A 16,961-nucleotide genomic window follows, 5' to 3' on the forward strand; every position below is an offset into this window, starting at 1 on the left:
GCCGATTTCGATAGTGCGACTAACTAATGAGTTTTACACACTCATTGCACGGCACAATGGAGGGATGTCCACGCCCCTGCAGATCGGCCCGCACACCGTCCAGCCGCCCGTCGTCCTGGCCCCCATGGCCGGGATCACCAACGCGCCCTTCCGCACCCTGTGCCGGGAGTTCAGCGGCGGCAAAGGCCTGTTCGTGAGTGAGATGATCACCACCCGGGCGCTGGTCGAACGCAACGAGAAGACCATGCAGCTGATCCACTTCGACGCGACCGAGCGGCCGCGTTCGATCCAGCTGTACGGCGTGGACCCGGCGACCGTCGGCAAGGCCGTCCGCATGATCGTGGAGGAGGACCGCGCCGACCACATCGATCTGAACTTCGGCTGCCCGGTCCCCAAGGTGACGCGCAAGGGCGGCGGTTCCGCGCTGCCCTACAAGCGCAACCTGCTCCGCGCCATCCTGCGCGAGGCCGTCAGCGGGGCCGGTGACCTGCCCGTGACGGTGAAGCTGCGCAAAGGCATCGACGACGACCACATCACCTACCTCGACGCCGGCCGTATCGCCGTCGAGGAGGGCGTCACCGCCATCGCCCTGCACGGCCGCACCACCGCCCAGCACTACGGCGGCACCGCCGACTGGGACGCCATCGCCCGGCTGAAGGAGCATGTGCCGGAGATCCCCGTGCTCGGCAACGGCGACATCTGGTCGGCCGAGGACGCGCTGCGGATGGTGCGGGAGACCGGCTGCGACGGGGTCGTGGTGGGGCGCGGGTGCCTCGGGCGGCCGTGGCTCTTCGCCGACCTGGTCGCCGCCTTCGAGGGACGGGCCGACTTCCGTGAGCCCACCCTGCGCGAGGTCGCCGACGTCATGATCCGGCACGCCACTCTCCTGGGTGAGTGGATCGGCGACGAGTCACGTGGCGTCATCGACTTCCGTAAGCACGTCGCCTGGTACCTCAAGGGCTTCGCGGTCGGCTCGGAGATGCGCAAACGGCTCGCGATCACCTCTTCCCTGGAGGAACTCCGCTCCGGGCTGGACGAGCTGGACCTCGACCAGCCCTGGCCCACCGGCGCCGATGGCCCGCGCGGCCGTACGTCCGGCAACAACCGGGTGGTGCTCCCGGACGGCTGGCTGAAGGACCCGTACGACTGCGCGGGGATCAGCGAGGACGCGGAGCTGGACACCTCCGGCGGCTGATCACCCGCTGGGCTTGGAGCCGTACGCCGTCAGGAACCGGTCCCGGAAGTCGCTCATCTTCCACACCGGCGCGTCCTGGTCCGGCTTGAGGCCGTCCGTCCAGCCCCAGCCGGAGATCTTGTCGAGCACCTTCGGGTCCTTGGCGACGATCGTGACCGGTACGTCCCGGCTGGCGCGCTGGCCGCTGACCCGGGCGATGGGCTGGTGGTCGCCGAGGAAGACCAGGACGGTGTCCTCGGTGCCGTAGCGCTCCAGCCACTGGGTCAGGCTGGTGAGCGAGTACGCGATGGACTTGCCGTACTCCTCCTTGGACCGGTTCGAGTCGGCGATCACCTCGGAGGGGTCGGTGCCCGCCTTCTCGATGCCGTCGAAGACCGAGCCGTCGCCCAGCTCGTCCCAGTCGACCATCTTCGGGATCGGCGCCCACGGCTGGTGACTGGACGTCAGGATGATCTCCGCCATCAGCGGCTGGTCGCGCTTCTTGCCGTGCTCCAGTCGCTGGAACGCCTCCAGCGCGTACTGGTCCGGCATCGTCGACCAGCTGAACTTCGGCCCCTTGTAGCCGAGATGGAAAGCGTCGTAGACGTTGTCCAGCCCGTAGAACTTCGCCTCCGGCCAGCCCTTCTGCACACCCGGCACCACACCGACGGTCCGCCAGTCGCCGGTCTTCTGGAAGGCCTTGGTGAGGGTGAGGTGGTCGCCGGAGGTGACGGTGCGGAAGCGCTGCTGGCTGCTGATCCACAGGCCCGACAGGAACGTGGAGTGCCCCAGCCAGCTGCTGCCCCCGTAGGTCGCCGAGGTCAGCCAGCCGCTCTTCGCGGCGTACCCCGCCTCGGTCAGCGCCTTGTCGCCGCTGTCCAGGGACTTCAGCACACCGGGCGAGATCAGCGGGTCCTCGAGCGCGCTGCGGCCGTAGCTCTCGATGAACGTGAACAGGACGTCCTTGCCGCGCAGGTCCGGCACCAGCTGGTCGCCGGGCGTGCTGCCGAAGACGTCCTCCTTCGCCTCCCGCTCGAACGCGGCCTCGTCGCGCAGCGTGGTCTGCACCCGCCGCGTCTGGATCTCCAGCAGCGCCGCCGCATGGTCGGAGGCGATCGGCAGCCCGGCGAACTGCACGCCGAGCGCGTACGCCAGCGTCCATACGACAGCGGCGGCGAGCGTCGAGCGGACGGCGACGGTGCGATGCCGGACGAGCAGGTTGCTCAGCCGGACCGTCGCCAGCGTCATGACCGCGAACAGCAGCACGGCGAGCGCGATCGCCCCGATGGCCAGCCCGGTCGCGCCCGCCCCGCCCATGGTGTCCTTCATGTAGGACTGGGCGTCGTCGAGCAGCCCCCAGTCGAGGACCAGGTTGAAGCCGCGGCCGAGGTATTCGTTGAAGCCCATGTCGAGCAGGTTGAGCACGGTCAGCGCGGCGAGTCCGACCCCGGCGACGATCGCCGCCACCAGCCGCGGACGGCGGGGCAGCACGAGCAGCACCGCGGCACCGATGATCGCCTCCACCGGGATCCGCACGAACTTGCCCCACGCGAGGGCGGCGAGGGTGTTCGGCACGAGCAGCGCGAACAGGACCAGGGCGACGGAGAGGGCGGTCGCGGTCCAGCGCAGGGCGCGGGCGGCGGTGGGGTGGCCGGTGCGCCAGCGGGCCAGGCGGCCTTCGGGGGCGGCGGGTTCCGCGGTCTGATCCGAGGGCTGCGGGGCGTCATCGGTCGTGTGCTGCGGTTGACGCGTGAAGACAGCCACCCGAGGGTCCCTCCGTACGAAAGCACTGTGAAGCGGCGGACCCGGCGTGGGGGAACGGGCCCGCCGCAGTGTCGTACGGCTGGACGCCGGACTCCGTTCACCCGTTCCGTCAGGAACCTGCTTCCGCCACGAACCTGCTTCCGCCACGAACCTGCGGTTACACGCCCCCGACCGCCGTCAGCAGTGCCAGCGGTGCCGCCGCCGAGCGGGACTCCCGTTCGCACGCGTGCGGGTACGGCACCGGCTCGGCATGCGTGTCCCGGCCGTACCCGGCGAGCACCTCCGGCAGCCGGTGCCCGGCCGCGGTCGCCGCGTCGACCAGGGCGTGGGCGACGGTGCGGGCCTCGTCGTGCAGGCCGTAGCGGGCCAGCCCCAGCGTGATCAGCGCGTTGTCGTGCGGCCAGACCGAACCGCGGTGGTACGACAGCGGGTGGTACGCCGGCTGCCCGGCCGCCAGCGTGCGCACCCCCCAGCCGGAGAAGAAGTCGGGTTCGAGGAGCCGCCGGCCGACGAGCTCGCCGTACTCCTTGTCCAGCAGCCCCGACCAGAGCAGATGCCCGGCGTCCGACGCCAGCGCGTCCACCTGACGCCCCTCACCGTCGAGCGCGAGCGCCGGGAAGGAGCGGTCCGGCATCCAGAAGTCCCGCTGGAAACGGTCCCGCAGATCACCGGCCGCCTGCTCCAGCAGCGCCGCGTACGTCTCGTCGCGCCACACCGCGCGGGCCAGCCACGCCGTGCGGCGCAGCGCGTCGTACGCGTAGCCCTGCGCGCCCGCCGCCATCACCGGCCCGGTCGGCCGGGTGCCGTCGGCGCAGCAGATCGCGCCGGGGGAGTCCTTCCAGTTCTGGTTGGCCAGGCCGCCCTGGTCGGCGCGGTAGACGAGATAGCCGCGCGAGGTCAGCCCGCCGTGGTCCAGCATCCAGCCGACCGCCGCGCGGGCGTGCTGCTGAAGCCGGCGGGCCGGCCCGGTGTCCCCGGTCTGCTCGACGTACGCCCCGAGCAGGACGAGGAACAGCGGGGTCGCGTCCACCGAGCCGTAGTACCGCCCGTACGGTACCTGCCCGAAGTGGGCCAGCTCGCCGTCCCGCACCTCGTGCACGATCTTGCCGGGCTGGGCGACCGACTCGGCGTTCGTCCCGGTCGCCTGGGTCGCGGCCAGCGCCGGGAGCGTGGCGGCGGCGAGCTGGGGCCGGTACGGGAGGGCGAACAGGGAGGTGAGCAGGGCGTCGCGGCCGAGCAGGGTCAGGAACCAGGGCGCTCCTGCGGCGGGGACGCGCAGCTCCTCGCCGTCCGGTCCGGTGGCCGGTACCTGCAACGCGGCCAGGTCGGCCAGGCCGCGCGCACAGGCCGCCGCCAGTTCCGGCCAGCCGGTGGGGAAGGCGATGCCCTCGACGAACCTGCCCTCCTTGTCGAGGAGTTGCTCGGTGACGGCGGCGGGGGAGCGCGGTACGCGCAGCGCCCGCTTCTCGCCGTGCGGGCGCGCCATGACCCGCAGGGTCAGCTCCGCCGTGCCGTGCGGTTCCAGGTCGAGGGTCCAGACGAGGCGGCGCGCGCCGGTGCCGGTCTCCTCGACGGCGTCCGGCGGGGGCTCGGCCGTCACCGTCGTACAGGAACGCCACGCGCCGCGCTGGTAGGTGAACTCCACGCCGTCGTCGAGAACCTGGCGGGAGCGCAGGGCGCCGGGCTTGGTGTAGGTGCGGTGGTCCGAGCGCAGTTCGAACTGGTCGGTGAAGTCGGCGTCGGCGGTGACGGCGAGGCGGATCGTGGTCGGCACCGGGCGGTTGCTGGTGACGCGCAGCGACTCGACGAACGAGCTGTCCCCGACGGCCTGTTCACGGAAGAGCGCGTACGCGGCCGGCTCCTGGCGGCCGCCCCGCGGGACCAGCACACAGCGCGTGGTGTCCCCGCCGGTCACGGGGCTCAGGGCCTCCGGCACGGCGCCGTCGACCGTGAGCTGCCAGCGGCTGAGGTGCCGGCCGTCGCGCACGAACAGCCCGTCCGGGGAGCTGCCGCTCCGCACCCCGCTGATGTCCCCGCTGTCGCCCACGACGGCGAACGTCCCGCCGTGCACGAGCAGATGATGCCGGTTCGTCATCCCCGGTCCCCTCCCTTGGCTCCGTTGGCTGCGTCGGCCGCCTTGGCTTCCAGCAGGTCGAGCGTGAGTGCGGCGGTCCAGCCGAAGCCGGTCGCCCCGCAGGCCGCGCCGGTGTACGGGTCCACGTACTCCGCGAACCCGGACGCGTCGGCGGTGTCGAGCATCGCCTCGCGCAGCGCGCCGGCCCGCTCCGTCTCGCCGTGCACCCTCAGGCCCCGCTCCAGCAGCCAGCTCGTGTTGAACCAGGCCGGGCCGCGCCAGTACCGGTGCGGATCGAAGGCCTCGCCGAGCAGGTCGTAGCTCGGCACGAGCCGGGTACCGGCGCCGAAGTGCGGACCGGCGAGCGTGCGCACGAGGGCGGCGACGACGGCGCGGGGGAGGGTGGGCAGGAGGAGGGGGACGAGGCCGGAGACGCTGCGTTCGGGGATCAGGTCGCCGCTGCGGGCGTCCTGGCTGCTTCGGGTGCCCTGGCTGTTTCGGACGTCCTGGCCGCTTCGGATGTCCTTGCAGAAGAACATCCCCTCGGCCGGATCCCACAGCCGGTCGATGAGGACGCCCGTCAGGCGCTCCGCGCGGGCCTGCCGGGCCGTGCCCGTCGCGCCCAGCTCGCGGGCGATGCGGGCCAGCGCGTGCTCGGAGGCGATCAGCAGTGCGTTGAACGCCGGGTCCTCCACGGCGAACGCGCTGTCCCCGTCGGCGTAACCCCGGTCCCGGTAGTCCGTCGCCAGCCGCACATACCGCCCGTAGTCGAGGTCCGTCGGCCGGTCCTCGGGTGCGCCGTGGGCGAGGTCGGCGCGACGGAAGGAGCGGGCCGGGGCGGGGGTGACACGGGCGAGCGGGGCGTCCCAGCAGGGGCTGTTGTCCATCCCCTGCTCCCACGGGTGCACGACCGACACGAGCCCGCCCCCGCCCAGGTCACGCCGGTGCAGCAGATAGCGGTGCCAGGCCGCCAGCCGCGGATACACCCCGGCGAGGAAGCCGCGCGCCCGCGACAGGCCCGGGTCGGCGCAGTGCACCAGCCAGGCCGCCAGCGCGTGCACCGGTGGCTGCACGATGCCGGAGGTCTGTACGGTGCGCGGGGCACCCGCAGCGCGTCCCGCGGTCGAGGAGCGCCAGAAGTCGGGGCTCGGGAAGTACGCGTCCAGCGGCACGGAGGGGTTGAAGACGATGTGCGGGATCCGCCCGTCGCCCCACTGCGCGGCCAGCAGCGTCTCCAGCTCCGTCTGGGCCCGTAACGGCGACAGGTGCCGGAGCCCGATCGCGATGAACCCCGAGTCCCAGGACCACTGGTGGGGGTACAGGCCGCGCGAGGGCACCGTCGACGTTCCGGTCCAGTTGCCCTCCAGGACGCGCGCGGCCCTGAGATGCGGCGAATCCGGCATCAGGCCCGGATCGTATACAACCTCCCGCGCGGCGGGACGGAATGTGAGCTGGGCAGTGCGATCCACTCGGGGCTCCCCGAAAGACGTCCAGGCGACCGGTTTGACCATCGCTACCGTAGGGTTACGTCTATTTAACACGCAAAACCCAATATGTAATGCAGGGTTGAGAAACACAAGGGGGTGCGCAGGTATGGCTGGACGGAGCGCGAGCCAGGCGAGCGCCGGGGAACTGCTCGAGCTGGTGCGCAGCGGTCGCGCCACCACCCGTGGTGCGCTCCAACAGGTCACCGGTCTCTCCCGCGCCACGGTCGGCCAGCGCCTGGACCGCCTCTTCCGCGCGGGCTGGCTGCGTGAGGGCGCCGGCGGCCCGGTCGATTCCCCGCTCGGCGGCCGGCCCTCCATCACCCTGGAGTTCGACGACGCCCACGCGGTCGTCCTCACCGCCGACCTCGACACCCGGCACGCGCGTGCCGCCGTCCTGACGCTGAGCGGTGAGATCCTCGCCGAGCACGGCGGCACCCTGGTCATCGAGGACGGCCCGGAGCCGGTCCTCGGTGAGCTGGGCCGCTGGTTCGCGGAGCTGCTGGAGAAGGCCGGGCGCGGTGCGCGGGAGGTCTGCGGCATCGGTCTCGCCGTGCCGGGCCCGGTCGACTGCGAGACCGGCCGGGTGATCCAGCCCCCGATCATGCCGGGCTGGGACGGCTACGACATACGCGGCCGCCTGGCCAGGGCGTTCACCGAGCACACCGGTGCCGGTGAGGTGCCGGTCCTGGTCGACAACGACGCCAACCTCATGGCGTACGGCGAACAGCGCACCGGCTACCCGCACTGCTCGGCGTTCGTGCTGGTCAAGGTGTCGACGGGGATCGGCGCGGGAGTCGTGGTGGACGGCTCGCTGTACCGGGGCATCGACGGCGGCGCCGGGGACATCGGCCACATCAGGGTGCCGGAGGGCGCGGATGTGCTCTGCCGCTGCGGCTCCTACGGCTGTCTGGCCGCCGTCGCCAGCGGGGGCGCCGTGGCCCGGCGGCTGGCCGAGGCCGGAGTGCCGGCCGCCTCCGGCGCGGATGTGCGGGATCTGCTCGAGGCCGGGCATCCGGAGGCCACGGGGCTGGCCCGGGAGGCCGGGCGCCGGGTCGGGGACGTACTGGCGACGGTCGTGACGCTGCTGAACCCCGGGGTGCTGATGATCGCGGGCGACCTGGCCGGAACTCCCTTCGTCACCGGCGTACGGGAGCTGCTGTACCAGCGGGCGCTGCCCCGCTCCACGGCCCGGCTGGACGTGGTGACCTCGCGGCTGGGGGAGCGGGCGGGGCTGGTGGGGGCGGGGGCACTGGTGGTGGAGCACCTGTACGCGCCGGAACGGGTGGAGGAGAGGCTGCGGGCGCTCGGGGTGTGACCGTGTGACGCTCCGGTTGCGGTCTCTCGCGGGCGTCCGCATGGTGAAATCTCGCCCCCTGTGGCAGCGTGATTCTCGCCACCCTTGATAAGGGTCGCGCTCAGATGAGCGGATCATGCGCGACTGCACTTCTCCAAGGGGTGGCACTCAGTGCCACCCCTTGATCGTTCATCGATCGAAATCAGACGTGCTGAATGCCGCTCGTATGAGCGAGAATCCCGGCCTCTGGGGAAGCGTGCGTTCAAGAAGTGAAAACATCCGCCCGCCACCGCTTACCAAGCTTTGACTTTCGATCCGGTGGCGGACGCCTGGTTACAGGCGCATGACGGGCAAGTGGACGTACCCAGGCGCCTTCGATCTGGGTATGTTCCTCGCCGTCAGGGCAGCCACCGCGTCCTCAAGGAGTTGGGACCCGTGTCGGAAAACAAAGATCCCCACGTAGCAGCTCAGGCTGGTTCGAGCGTTGAGGGCGTGAAGTTCGTTTATGACTTCACCGAGGGCAACAAGGACCTCAAGGACCTCCTCGGCGGCAAGGGCGCGAACCTCGCCGAGATGACCAACCTGGGCCTCCCCGTCCCGCCCGGCTTCACCATCACCACCGAGGCCTGCAAGGTCTACCTCGACAGCGGCGAGGAGCCGGCGGCACTGCGTGACGAGGTGAGTGCGCACCTCGACGCGCTGGAGCAGCGCATGGGCAAGAAGCTGGGCCAGGCGGACGACCCTCTGCTCGTCTCCGTCCGCTCCGGCGCGAAGTTCTCCATGCCCGGCATGATGGACACGGTCCTCAACATCGGCCTGTCCGACAAGTCGGTGCAGGGCCTTGCCAAGCAGGCCGGCGACGAACGCTTCGCCTGGGACTCCTACCGCCGCCTCATCCAGATGTTCGGCAAGACCGTTCTCGGCGTCGACGGCGACCTCTTCGAGGAGGCGCTGGAGAAGGCCAAGGAGGCCAAGAAGGTCACGGTCGACACCGAGCTGGAGGCCGCGGACCTGAAGAAGCTGGTCACCCGCTTCAAGAAGATCGTCAAGACCGAGGCCGGCCGGGACTTCCCGCAGGACCCGCGCGAGCAGATGGACCTCGCCATCAAGGCGGTCTTCGACTCCTGGAACGGCGACCGCGCCAAGCTCTACCGCCGCCAGGAGCGCATCCCGCACGACCTGGGCACCGCGGTCAACGTGTGCTCCATGGTCTTCGGCAACCTGGGCCCGGACTCCGGCACGGGCGTCGCCTTCACCCGCGACCCCGCCTCCGGCCACCAGGGCGTCTACGGCGACTACCTCCAGAACGCCCAGGGCGAGGACGTGGTGGCCGGCATCCGCAACACGGTCCCGCTCGCGGAGCTGGAACAGATCGACAAGCAGTCGTACGACCAGCTGATGCAGATCATGGAGACGCTGGAGAACCACTACAAGGACCTCTGCGACATCGAGTTCACCATCGAGCGCGGCCGGCTGTGGATGCTCCAGACCCGCGTCGGCAAGCGCACCGCGGGCGCCGCCTTCCGGATCGCGACGCAGCTGGTGGACCAGGGCCTGATCGACGAGGCGGAGGCGCTCCAGCGCGTCAACGGCGCCCAGCTCGCGCAGCTGATGTTCCCGCGCTTCGACGAGCACGCCAAGGTCGAGCAGGTCGGCCGGGGCATCGCGGCGTCGCCGGGTGCGGCGGTCGGCAAGGCGGTCTTCGACTCGTACACCGCGGTGAAGTGGTCGCGTTCCGGCGAGAAGGTCATCCTGATCCGCCGTGAGACCAACCCCGACGACCTGGACGGCATGATCGCGGCCGAAGGCATCCTGACGTCCCGCGGCGGCAAGACCTCCCACGCCGCCGTCGTGGCCCGCGGCATGGGCAAGACCTGTGTCTGCGGCGCGGAGGAGCTGGAGGTCGACACCAAGCGGCGCCGGATGACGGTGCCGGGTGGGCATGTGGTGGAGGAGGGTGACCTCATCTCCATCGACGGCTCCAGCGGCAAGGTGTACCTCGGTGAGGTGCCGGTGGTTCCGTCTCCGGTCGTGGAGTACTTCGAGGGCCGGATGCACGCGGGTGCCCAGGACGCCGACGAACTGGTCGAGGCCGTGCACCGGATCATGGCGTTCGCCGACCGCAAGCGGCGCCTGCGGGTGCGCGCCAACGCGGACAACGCCGAGGACGCGCTGCGCGCCCGTCGCTTCGGCGCCCAGGGCATCGGTCTGTGCCGTACGGAGCACATGTTCCTCGGCGACCGCCGCGAGCTGGTCGAGCGCCTCATCCTGGCCGACACGGAGACCGAGCGTGAGGAGTCCCTGAAGGAGCTGCTCCCGCTCCAGAAGCAGGACTTCGTGGAGCTGTTCTCGGCGATGGACGGCCTCCCGGTGACGATCCGTCTCCTCGACCCCCCGCTGCACGAGTTCCTCCCCGACATCACGGAACTCTCCGTCCGCGTCGCCCTGGCGGAGTCCCGTCAGGAGCCGCACGAGAACGAACTGCGCCTGCTCCAGGCGGTGCACCGTCTGCACGAGCAGAACCCGATGCTGGGTCTGCGCGGTGTGCGTCTGGGCTTGGTGATCCCCGGCCTGTTCACGATGCAGGTGCGGGCGATCGCCGAGGCCGCGGCCGAGCGCAAGAACGCCAAGGGCGACCCGCGCGCCGAGATCATGATCCCGCTCGTCGGCACGGTCCAGGAACTGGAGATCGTCCGCGAGGAGGCCGACCGGGTCATCGCGGAGGTCCAGGCCGCGAGCGGTACGGAACTGAAGCTGGCGATCGGCACGATGATCGAACTGCCGCGCGCAGCGCTGACGGCCGCTCAGATCGCCGAGGCGGCAGAGTTCTTCAGCTTCGGCACGAACGACCTGACGCAGACGGTCTGGGGCTTCAGCCGCGACGACGTGGAGGCCAGCTTCTTCACCGCATACCTGGAGAAGGGCATCTTCGGCGTCAGCCCCTTCGAAACGATCGACAAGGACGGCGTGGGTTCGCTGGTCGCCGCCGCTGCGAAGGCCGGCCGTGAAACCCGCCCCGACCTCAAGCTCGGCGTCTGCGGCGAACACGGCGGCGACCCCGAGTCGGTCCACTTCTTCCACGAGGTGGGACTGGACTACGTCTCCTGCTCACCGTTCCGGATTCCGGTGGCGCGCCTGGAGGCGGGCCGGGCGGCATCCCAGTCGACGGGCAGCGACCACCGCTGACCCACCGACCCCGGAGCCGCCGCTGATCCCCGACCCTCACCGATCCGGCGGCGGCTCCGGCAGGCAGGAAGAGGGGGCGGCACCCTGTGCGGAGGGTGCCGCCCCCTTTGCCGTGCCCAGGGACCGGTCAGCGGGTGTCGCGGCGCCTGCGTGCTCTTGCCACCGGCGGACTGGCCGCCGAACCCACCTTGTGTGCCCCACCCTGCTGACGCGCTCCTGAATCACCCACCGGCCGTGAACCGCCAAGCCGACCCGGCGTGCCTGCGACGGCGACGCTCGCCCGGGCGCGAGCGTAGCGAGCATCAGCTCACCCAGGCGTGTGGAACCGATCGGGCGACGCAGCAGGCCCGTTACCCTGACCCCCATGATTCGCGCAGTGGTCTTCGACGTCGGTGAATGCCTCGTGGACGAGACGAGGGAGTACGGCACGTGGGCTGACTGGCTGGGCGTACCTCGCCACACCTTCCATGCCATGTTCGGCGCCGTCATTGCCCAGGGCCGCGACTATCGCGAGACGTTTTCCAACCCGGCTTCGACCTGTATGACGAGCGGGAGAAGCGTGCAGCCGCCGGGCAACCGGAGACGTTCGGCGAAGAGGACCTTTATGACGACGTCCGGCCGACGCATACGCAGCTGCGCGCCGACGGACTGTGGCTCGGTATCGCAGGCAACCAGACGGTCCGTGCCGGGAAGATCCTCCGTGAACTCTTCTCCGAAGATGTAGACCTCATCGGCACGAGCGACGACTGGGGCGCCAGCAAACCGGACCCGGAGTTCTTCCGGCGCGTCGCAGAAGTCACCCCCTTCGCCAACGACGAGATCCTCTACGTCGGTGATCGCGTTGACAACGACCTGCGCCCGGCCGTCACTGCGGGCATGCGCACCGCGCTGGTGCGCCGGGGCCCGTGGGCGACGATCCAGTGGCAGACGGAGGAAGCGAAGGAGCTCCCGACCTTCAGAGTGGAAAGCCTCCGCGAACTCCCTCGCCTCATTCGCGATTTCAACGGGCAAGGGCGCTGACAGTCGTTGACCAGCCGTAGAGGCGGTCGTCCAGTTCCCTTACGCATTGCTCATGCTGGTGCGGCGCGAGAGCGCGCCGCACCTCGCGGATCCGCTCCATGCCCATCGCATACCAGGTTCGCGCCAGCTGATCGAGCGCCCGCAGAGCGTACTCACATGCTTTCCCCGGTCGGCCGGCCGCGGCCTCCACGGCTGCCAGGTCACCCAACACGACGGTGGACTGTTTCTCCTCGCTGGAGCCGAGCAAGTCGAGCACGCCCAGCAGTGTCTCCCGCGCCTGCAGAAGATGCCCGGCCTTCATTTGTGTGTTGCCCTTGAACGCCGCCAGCCGGACCGGCGAGAACCAGTCCAGCCATTCAGGAGAACGGTGTTCACCGCCCCTGGCCAGGACGTCCTCTGCGCGCCCGATCAGGTGCAGTGCAGTCCGCGTGTTACCGCACCGCGTCTCGCACTCGGCCTCCACCGCGTCGAGCCACGCCATCAGCTCTGCGGAAGCGGGCCCGCGGCGGGCGTAAGCGCGGGCCGCGACCATCCGCTCCATGGCCGCTTCGCGCTCGCCTGACCACTTCACCCGTACCCCACTCGCCCCCGGCGCGATCGACCCCGTCCTCAAGGTGCATGTCGATGCCCGCGCCGATCTCCAGGACCTGGAGCACTACCAACCGGCCCCCATGTGAACCCCACTGGAACGCCACGCAGGCCGCCCCGGATGCGCTGTCGCAATCGCCTCGTACCGAAACGAGCCAGTCGGCTACGCCCACGGCTGTCCCCTGGAAGCCGACAACACGCGGTGGCCCCCGCGTCTACCCGCAACCCCCGGTGGACCTGCCCCGCGAGGACGGCACACGTACCTTTCGGAGCGACGAGATCGGCGTCCTCACTGTCTGGCGCGGCACCGGCGCCGCCCATGCCGTGCACGACCATCTCCTCGATGGTTGGACCGGACGGTCGACTCTCATGGTCACCCCCCTCGCCAGGGACGGCCTACACCAGGCGCGCTTGCAGACACACCTTCGCCCTGAGCGGCGACTGCGCACCGCCGCGGTGCCCCACTTTTGCACCTGGTTGCGAAGAAGGGCCCGCTTCCGACGCCGTGAAGCATGGGCATTTCAGGATGAATGGCACTAATCCGGCGAGCTGTCTAGGGTCGATGGCGATGGCGCGACCCGAAGGCGCTCCAGACCACAGGCCCCTCCGCCGTGGCCGCTGCTCCAGCGAGCCGGGCACGGTGCCACGCACACGATCCGAAGGAGGTCCGCCCGATGCCTCACCATGTGACCGTCGGTGTGGATGGGTCTCTCGAGAGCGCCGCCGCCGCCGAGTGGGCGGCGCAGGAGGCGATGCTGCGCGAGGTGCCGCTGCGCATCGTGTACGCGGACGAATGGCCGGTCTCGGCGGCCATTCCTGTCGCCGGCCCCGATGTGCCGCGGTGGTCCGACGAGCTCCTGGCCGCTGCCGCGGAGGAGCTTCGGCAGTCCTGTCCCTCCCTGGACGTCAGTACACGGCGGCTGTCCGGGCGGCCTGCGGCCGCTCTGTCGATCGAGGCGGCCGAGGCCGATCTGATGGTGCTCGGTTCCCGCGGCCTGGGCGGCGTCACGGGCTACCTCCTCGGATCCGTCGGCATGGCGACGATCGGTGCCACCGAGCGGCCGGTCGTGCTCGTACGGGTGCCGGGACAGCCGGGCGGGCGGACCACGGCCGCTCCGGGCGACTCCTCCGGCGATGTGGTCGTCGGCGTGGACATCCACCACTCCTGCGAACCGCTCCTGGACTTCGCATTCGACGAAGCCGCGCGGCGCGGCAGCCGCCTGCGGGCGGTGTACGGCTGGTCGCTTCCGCCGGTCGTACGCGACGCCTCCGCGCTGGCAGCAGCCGAGCGGGAGGTCAGCCAGGACGTCGCACGGTGCCTCACGGGCATCCTGGCGCCCTGGCGGCAGAAGTTCCCCTCGGTGGAAGTCGTCGAGCGGTCCCCCACCGGCGCGCCCGCTCAGCAGCTCGTTCGGGCGGCCGCCGACGCGGAACTGGTGGCGGTCGGCCGACGCATCCGCAGGTCGCCGCTGGGGGCGCACATCGGGGCCGTCGCCCACGCCGTGATACACCACTGCGCGGCGCCGGTCGCCGTCGTCGCCCATGACTGACCGTCCCGGCCAGGCGAACGTGGTGCTCCTGTCGGCCTTCGATGTGCCCGCCGCGCTCCGGTTCCGTTTGGGGCCGTCGCCGAGACAAGAGCCCGTGAGATGGGCCTGATGGCCCTCGATCGGGCCTGGTGGCCCCTCCTCCCGCATCCGCGACGGCACGACACTGGTATCGGAAGCCGACCGAGCTTGACGGAGGTGCGCGTCATGGTGCAGCCCGTTGTTGCCGAAGCCGACGTATCCGCCGGAAGTCTGATCGTCGTCGGTCACCGGACGGCCGACCAGTCGGTGGACCTGCGCACCGGACCCGTCACGCACACCGCCATCCATCACGTCGGCTGCCCCGTGGCCGTCGTGCCCCATGCATGAGACACGCGGGGGCCGCACCAGCCGTCCCCGCACGCACCACATGACCAGGGAGGTGACGGTCATGATCAGGCCAGTCGTGGCCGGTGTTGACGGTTCGCGTGAGGGCATTGCCGCGGCCGACTGGGCGGCCAGAGAAGCCCTGCGCCGAGGACTGCCGCTCCGGCTCGTGCATGCCTGGGAGGCGGGCTTGCCGGAGGGCGCCCCCGAGGCGGCACTGCCGGAGCTGAGGGCACCTCAGTACCACGCCCGCCGGGTGCTGCACAGTGCGCTCGACCAGCTGAGCGAGCGATACCCGCAGCTGTCCATCACCGCGGAGCAGGTGTGCGGGCCGCCCGTACCCGCCTTGCTCGCAGAGGCGGAGAACGCCGAACTCCTGGTCGTCGGCAGCCAAGGGCCCAGCGGCCTGGGCGGGTTCGTATCGGGGGCAGTCGCCATGGACACGGTTGCCCGCGTTGAACGGCCGATCGTCCTCGTACGGGACTGTGACACCGCCGAGGACGAGCATCTGCCGGACGGCGACGGAAAGCCGTCGGTCCGCACGCCCTGCCGTGACGTCGCGGTCGCCGTCGACGTCGACGAACCGTGCGACGACGTTCTGGACTTCGCATACCACGCCGCCGAGCGGCGCCGGGCGCCGCTGCGCGCGATACACGCCTGGCATGTGCCGTTCTCCCGCGGCCTCCCGGACGCCGAGGAACGCGCACGGACCAGGACAGAGGCGGAACGCGAGCTGGCAGGGCTGCTCTCACCCGGGCGAGAGAAGTACCCCACCGTCGTCGTCAAGGAGAACCTCCACGAGGGACGCCCGGCACACGTCCTCGTTCCTGCCGTGGGCGGCGCCGGCCTGCTCGTCGTCGGCAGCCGCAGGCGCCGCGCAGCGGTCGGACTGCACCATCCCGGACCGGTCGCCCATGCACTGATCCATCACGTGCATTGCCCGGTCGTGCTGGTGCCGCACGACTGACGGTTCGGTCTCCGATGCGCGTCCGAGGCGCGGGCTCGTATACGAGGGAGTGATCACCGAGGGGCACTTAGCCGCGCAGACGACCTCGACGAAGTGGCCCACGCCTCGAAGGACGGGGCCCGTTCTCAGGGTGCCCCTCCAAGGCCGACCACCGGTGATCGACGGGCCTACGCGCACTGCGGAGCGGAGGAGGGAGATGACGTCGGGCGCGGTAGGGCCGTGCGTCCATGGGAGCGAACCGTGCTCAGGCGTCCCTCTGGGCACGGTGGTCAGGACTGCGTGAGGCTGCGCCCGTGGTCGGCGGCGTAGGCGGTGAAGACTTCCATCGGTGTACCACCCGTGTGAAGGAAACGCTGGTCGAGGATGGTGGCGAGGTCTTCCAGCGCGCCCGCGAGGACATAGCCGGTCAGACGCACATCCGGCCGCCGGGCGGCTTGCCCGCGTTGGGCGAGGGCAACGGCATAGCCGATCGTGGCTGCCAGGGACGAATGATCCTCCCCGTCATGGAAGTAGTAGGCCTCGGCGTACTGGGTGAAGTCGATCCGGACACGTGCCACCTCGGTGGCCAGACTCTCCAGCAGTGTGGCGCCCACAGTGCCGTCCAGCTGGTGGACGGACGGGTCCGAGCGTTGGAGAAGAGCCAACCGGATCGCAAGGACCCTTCTGCGGGTCAGCGCCGGGTAGATCTCCAGCACCCAGGAGACCGTGGCCGTCAGGAGGGCGAAACCGACCAGGGCTTCCAGCGGCGAGACCAGGCGAAGCCATCCTTCGGCGGGCGCGATGTCCCCCAGCCCGAGTGTGGCGACGGTGACGAGCGACAGGTAGACGGCGTCGAGCAGCGGCGGTTGCTGTGCCGCCTGGGAACCAGGCGTGAAGCTGAACGCTCCTGGCATGTGAGGCCAGTAGATGATGGCCCAGCCCACGATGATGGTGATGGCCCAGATGCCGACCACAGTCACCATGGCCAGCGGCCCGACAAGCCCGACCACACGCCTGCGCGCACGAAAATGCCGGGCCAGTCTCCACAGCGCCGTCATGACGAGGCGGCTCAGGCCTCCGTGACGGGTGGGGTGCCAGAGCGTATGGAACAGGTCCCGCAGGGCGACCATGACCAGCCCGGCTCCTGCCAGCGAGACCAACCACTTCATGCACGTCTCCCACGGCCCTGTTCCGCAGAGCAGCCTGGGCAGCGAAGGCCGCCACTCCTGCCGCCCGAGTCGATCCTCGACTCGGAGCCTAAGCCGAAGACAACGCTGCAGATCGCTGAATCGCCGCGTCCCCGGGCTGCTGCATCCCCTCCTCGAGGACGGTCATCGGCCAGTTCGCGGGGGCGTCAGCGCAGCGAACTCGTCGGCACTTCGGGCCCAGCAGCGACTGGCCGCACGGAATCACTGCACACCTGCATCCCTGAGTGGTCGTCATGTCCGCTCCGTCCGCCGGACGGGTCACCGTATCGGCAGCTCGAGCGTGCAGGTCTCTCCCGGTGCGATGGTG

At 70.5% G+C, this 16,961-nt stretch carries 11 protein-coding genes and 2 pseudogenes; 8 read left to right on the top strand and 5 right to left on the bottom strand.

Annotated features, from left to right (window positions below; translation table 11 throughout):
• The first annotated feature begins 64 nt into the window (after positions 1–64).
• Positions 65–1,195 carry a tRNA dihydrouridine synthase DusB gene (gene dusB, locus StrepF001_RS33115; RefSeq protein WP_129801875.1) on the top strand — a complete coding sequence of 377 codons (1,131 nt, stop codon included), beginning with the start codon at positions 65–67 and terminating at the stop codon, positions 1,193–1,195.
• On the opposite strand, the gene StrepF001_RS33120 is transcribed toward dusB, so the two are convergent.
• The 3 genes from StrepF001_RS33120 to StrepF001_RS33130 form a co-directional block, all read right to left on the bottom strand.
• Positions 1,196–2,938: a CDP-alcohol phosphatidyltransferase gene (locus StrepF001_RS33120; RefSeq protein WP_129801876.1), complete on the bottom strand. Its 1,743-nt coding sequence runs from the start codon at positions 2,936–2,938 to the stop codon at positions 1,196–1,198.
• A gap of 157 nt (positions 2,939–3,095) precedes the next feature.
• Positions 3,096–5,033: a glycogen debranching N-terminal domain-containing protein gene (locus tag StrepF001_RS33125; protein ID WP_129801877.1), complete on the bottom strand. Its 1,938-nt coding sequence runs from the start codon at positions 5,031–5,033 to the stop codon at positions 3,096–3,098.
• Complete coding sequence (locus StrepF001_RS33130; protein WP_129801878.1) at positions 5,030–6,481, bottom strand: hypothetical protein; 1,452 nt, start codon at positions 6,479–6,481, stop codon at positions 5,030–5,032. Before StrepF001_RS33130 ends, StrepF001_RS33125 begins: the two co-directional genes overlap by 4 nt.
• Before the next feature lie 124 nt (positions 6,482–6,605).
• Here StrepF001_RS33130 and StrepF001_RS33135 point away from each other — a divergent pair, with 124 nt between their 5' ends.
• The 3 genes and pseudogenes from StrepF001_RS33135 to StrepF001_RS33145 all read left to right on the top strand — a co-directional run bounded on the left by StrepF001_RS33135 (position 6,606) and on the right by StrepF001_RS33145 (position 11,999).
• Positions 6,606–7,814 carry an ROK family protein gene (locus StrepF001_RS33135; RefSeq protein WP_129801879.1) on the top strand — a complete coding sequence of 403 codons (1,209 nt, stop codon included), beginning with the start codon at positions 6,606–6,608 and terminating at the stop codon, positions 7,812–7,814.
• A gap of 414 nt (positions 7,815–8,228) precedes the next feature.
• On the top strand, positions 8,229–10,979 hold the full coding sequence (ppdK, locus tag StrepF001_RS33140) for a pyruvate, phosphate dikinase (RefSeq protein ID WP_129801880.1): 2,751 nt from the start codon (positions 8,229–8,231) through the stop codon (positions 10,977–10,979).
• A gap of 364 nt (positions 10,980–11,343) precedes the next feature.
• Positions 11,344–11,999: pseudogene (locus tag StrepF001_RS33145) on the top strand (HAD family hydrolase).
• Here StrepF001_RS33145 and StrepF001_RS33150 read toward each other — a convergent pair.
• Positions 11,980–12,564, bottom strand: a pseudogene (locus StrepF001_RS33150) (transcriptional regulator); the annotation flags it as partial. The pseudogenes StrepF001_RS33145 and StrepF001_RS33150 overlap by 20 nt on opposite strands.
• On the opposite strand from StrepF001_RS33150, the gene StrepF001_RS45850 reads away from it, so the two are divergent.
• The 4 genes from StrepF001_RS45850 (at position 12,539) to StrepF001_RS33165 (ending at position 15,467) form a co-directional block, all read left to right on the top strand.
• Entirely contained in the window at positions 12,539–12,676 is a 138-nt protein-coding gene (locus tag StrepF001_RS45850; protein ID WP_165396433.1) for a hypothetical protein, read from the top strand. The pseudogene StrepF001_RS33150 and the gene StrepF001_RS45850 overlap by 26 nt on opposite strands.
• 585 nt (positions 12,677–13,261) lie before the next feature.
• Positions 13,262–14,137: a universal stress protein gene (locus StrepF001_RS33155; RefSeq protein WP_129801881.1), complete on the top strand. Its 876-nt coding sequence runs from the start codon at positions 13,262–13,264 to the stop codon at positions 14,135–14,137.
• A gap of 204 nt (positions 14,138–14,341) precedes the next feature.
• The gene (locus tag StrepF001_RS45855) at positions 14,342–14,503 is read left to right on the top strand and encodes a hypothetical protein (protein WP_240797790.1); all 162 of its coding nucleotides are present in this window, start codon (positions 14,342–14,344) and stop codon (positions 14,501–14,503) included.
• A gap of 61 nt (positions 14,504–14,564) precedes the next feature.
• Positions 14,565–15,467, top strand: coding sequence for a universal stress protein (locus tag StrepF001_RS33165; protein ID WP_129801883.1), 903 nt, complete (start codon positions 14,565–14,567; stop codon positions 15,465–15,467).
• Positions 15,468–15,736: 269 nt separating this feature from the next.
• On the opposite strand, the gene StrepF001_RS33170 is transcribed toward StrepF001_RS33165, so the two are convergent.
• Positions 15,737–16,615 carry a potassium channel family protein gene (locus StrepF001_RS33170; protein ID WP_129801884.1) on the bottom strand — a complete coding sequence of 293 codons (879 nt, stop codon included), beginning with the start codon at positions 16,613–16,615 and terminating at the stop codon, positions 15,737–15,739.
• Positions 16,616–16,961 lie beyond the last annotated feature (346 nt).

The organism is Streptomyces sp. F001 (assembly GCF_004187715.1).
Taxonomy (GTDB): Bacteria; Actinomycetota; Actinomycetes; order Streptomycetales; family Streptomycetaceae; genus Streptomyces; species Streptomyces flavusporus.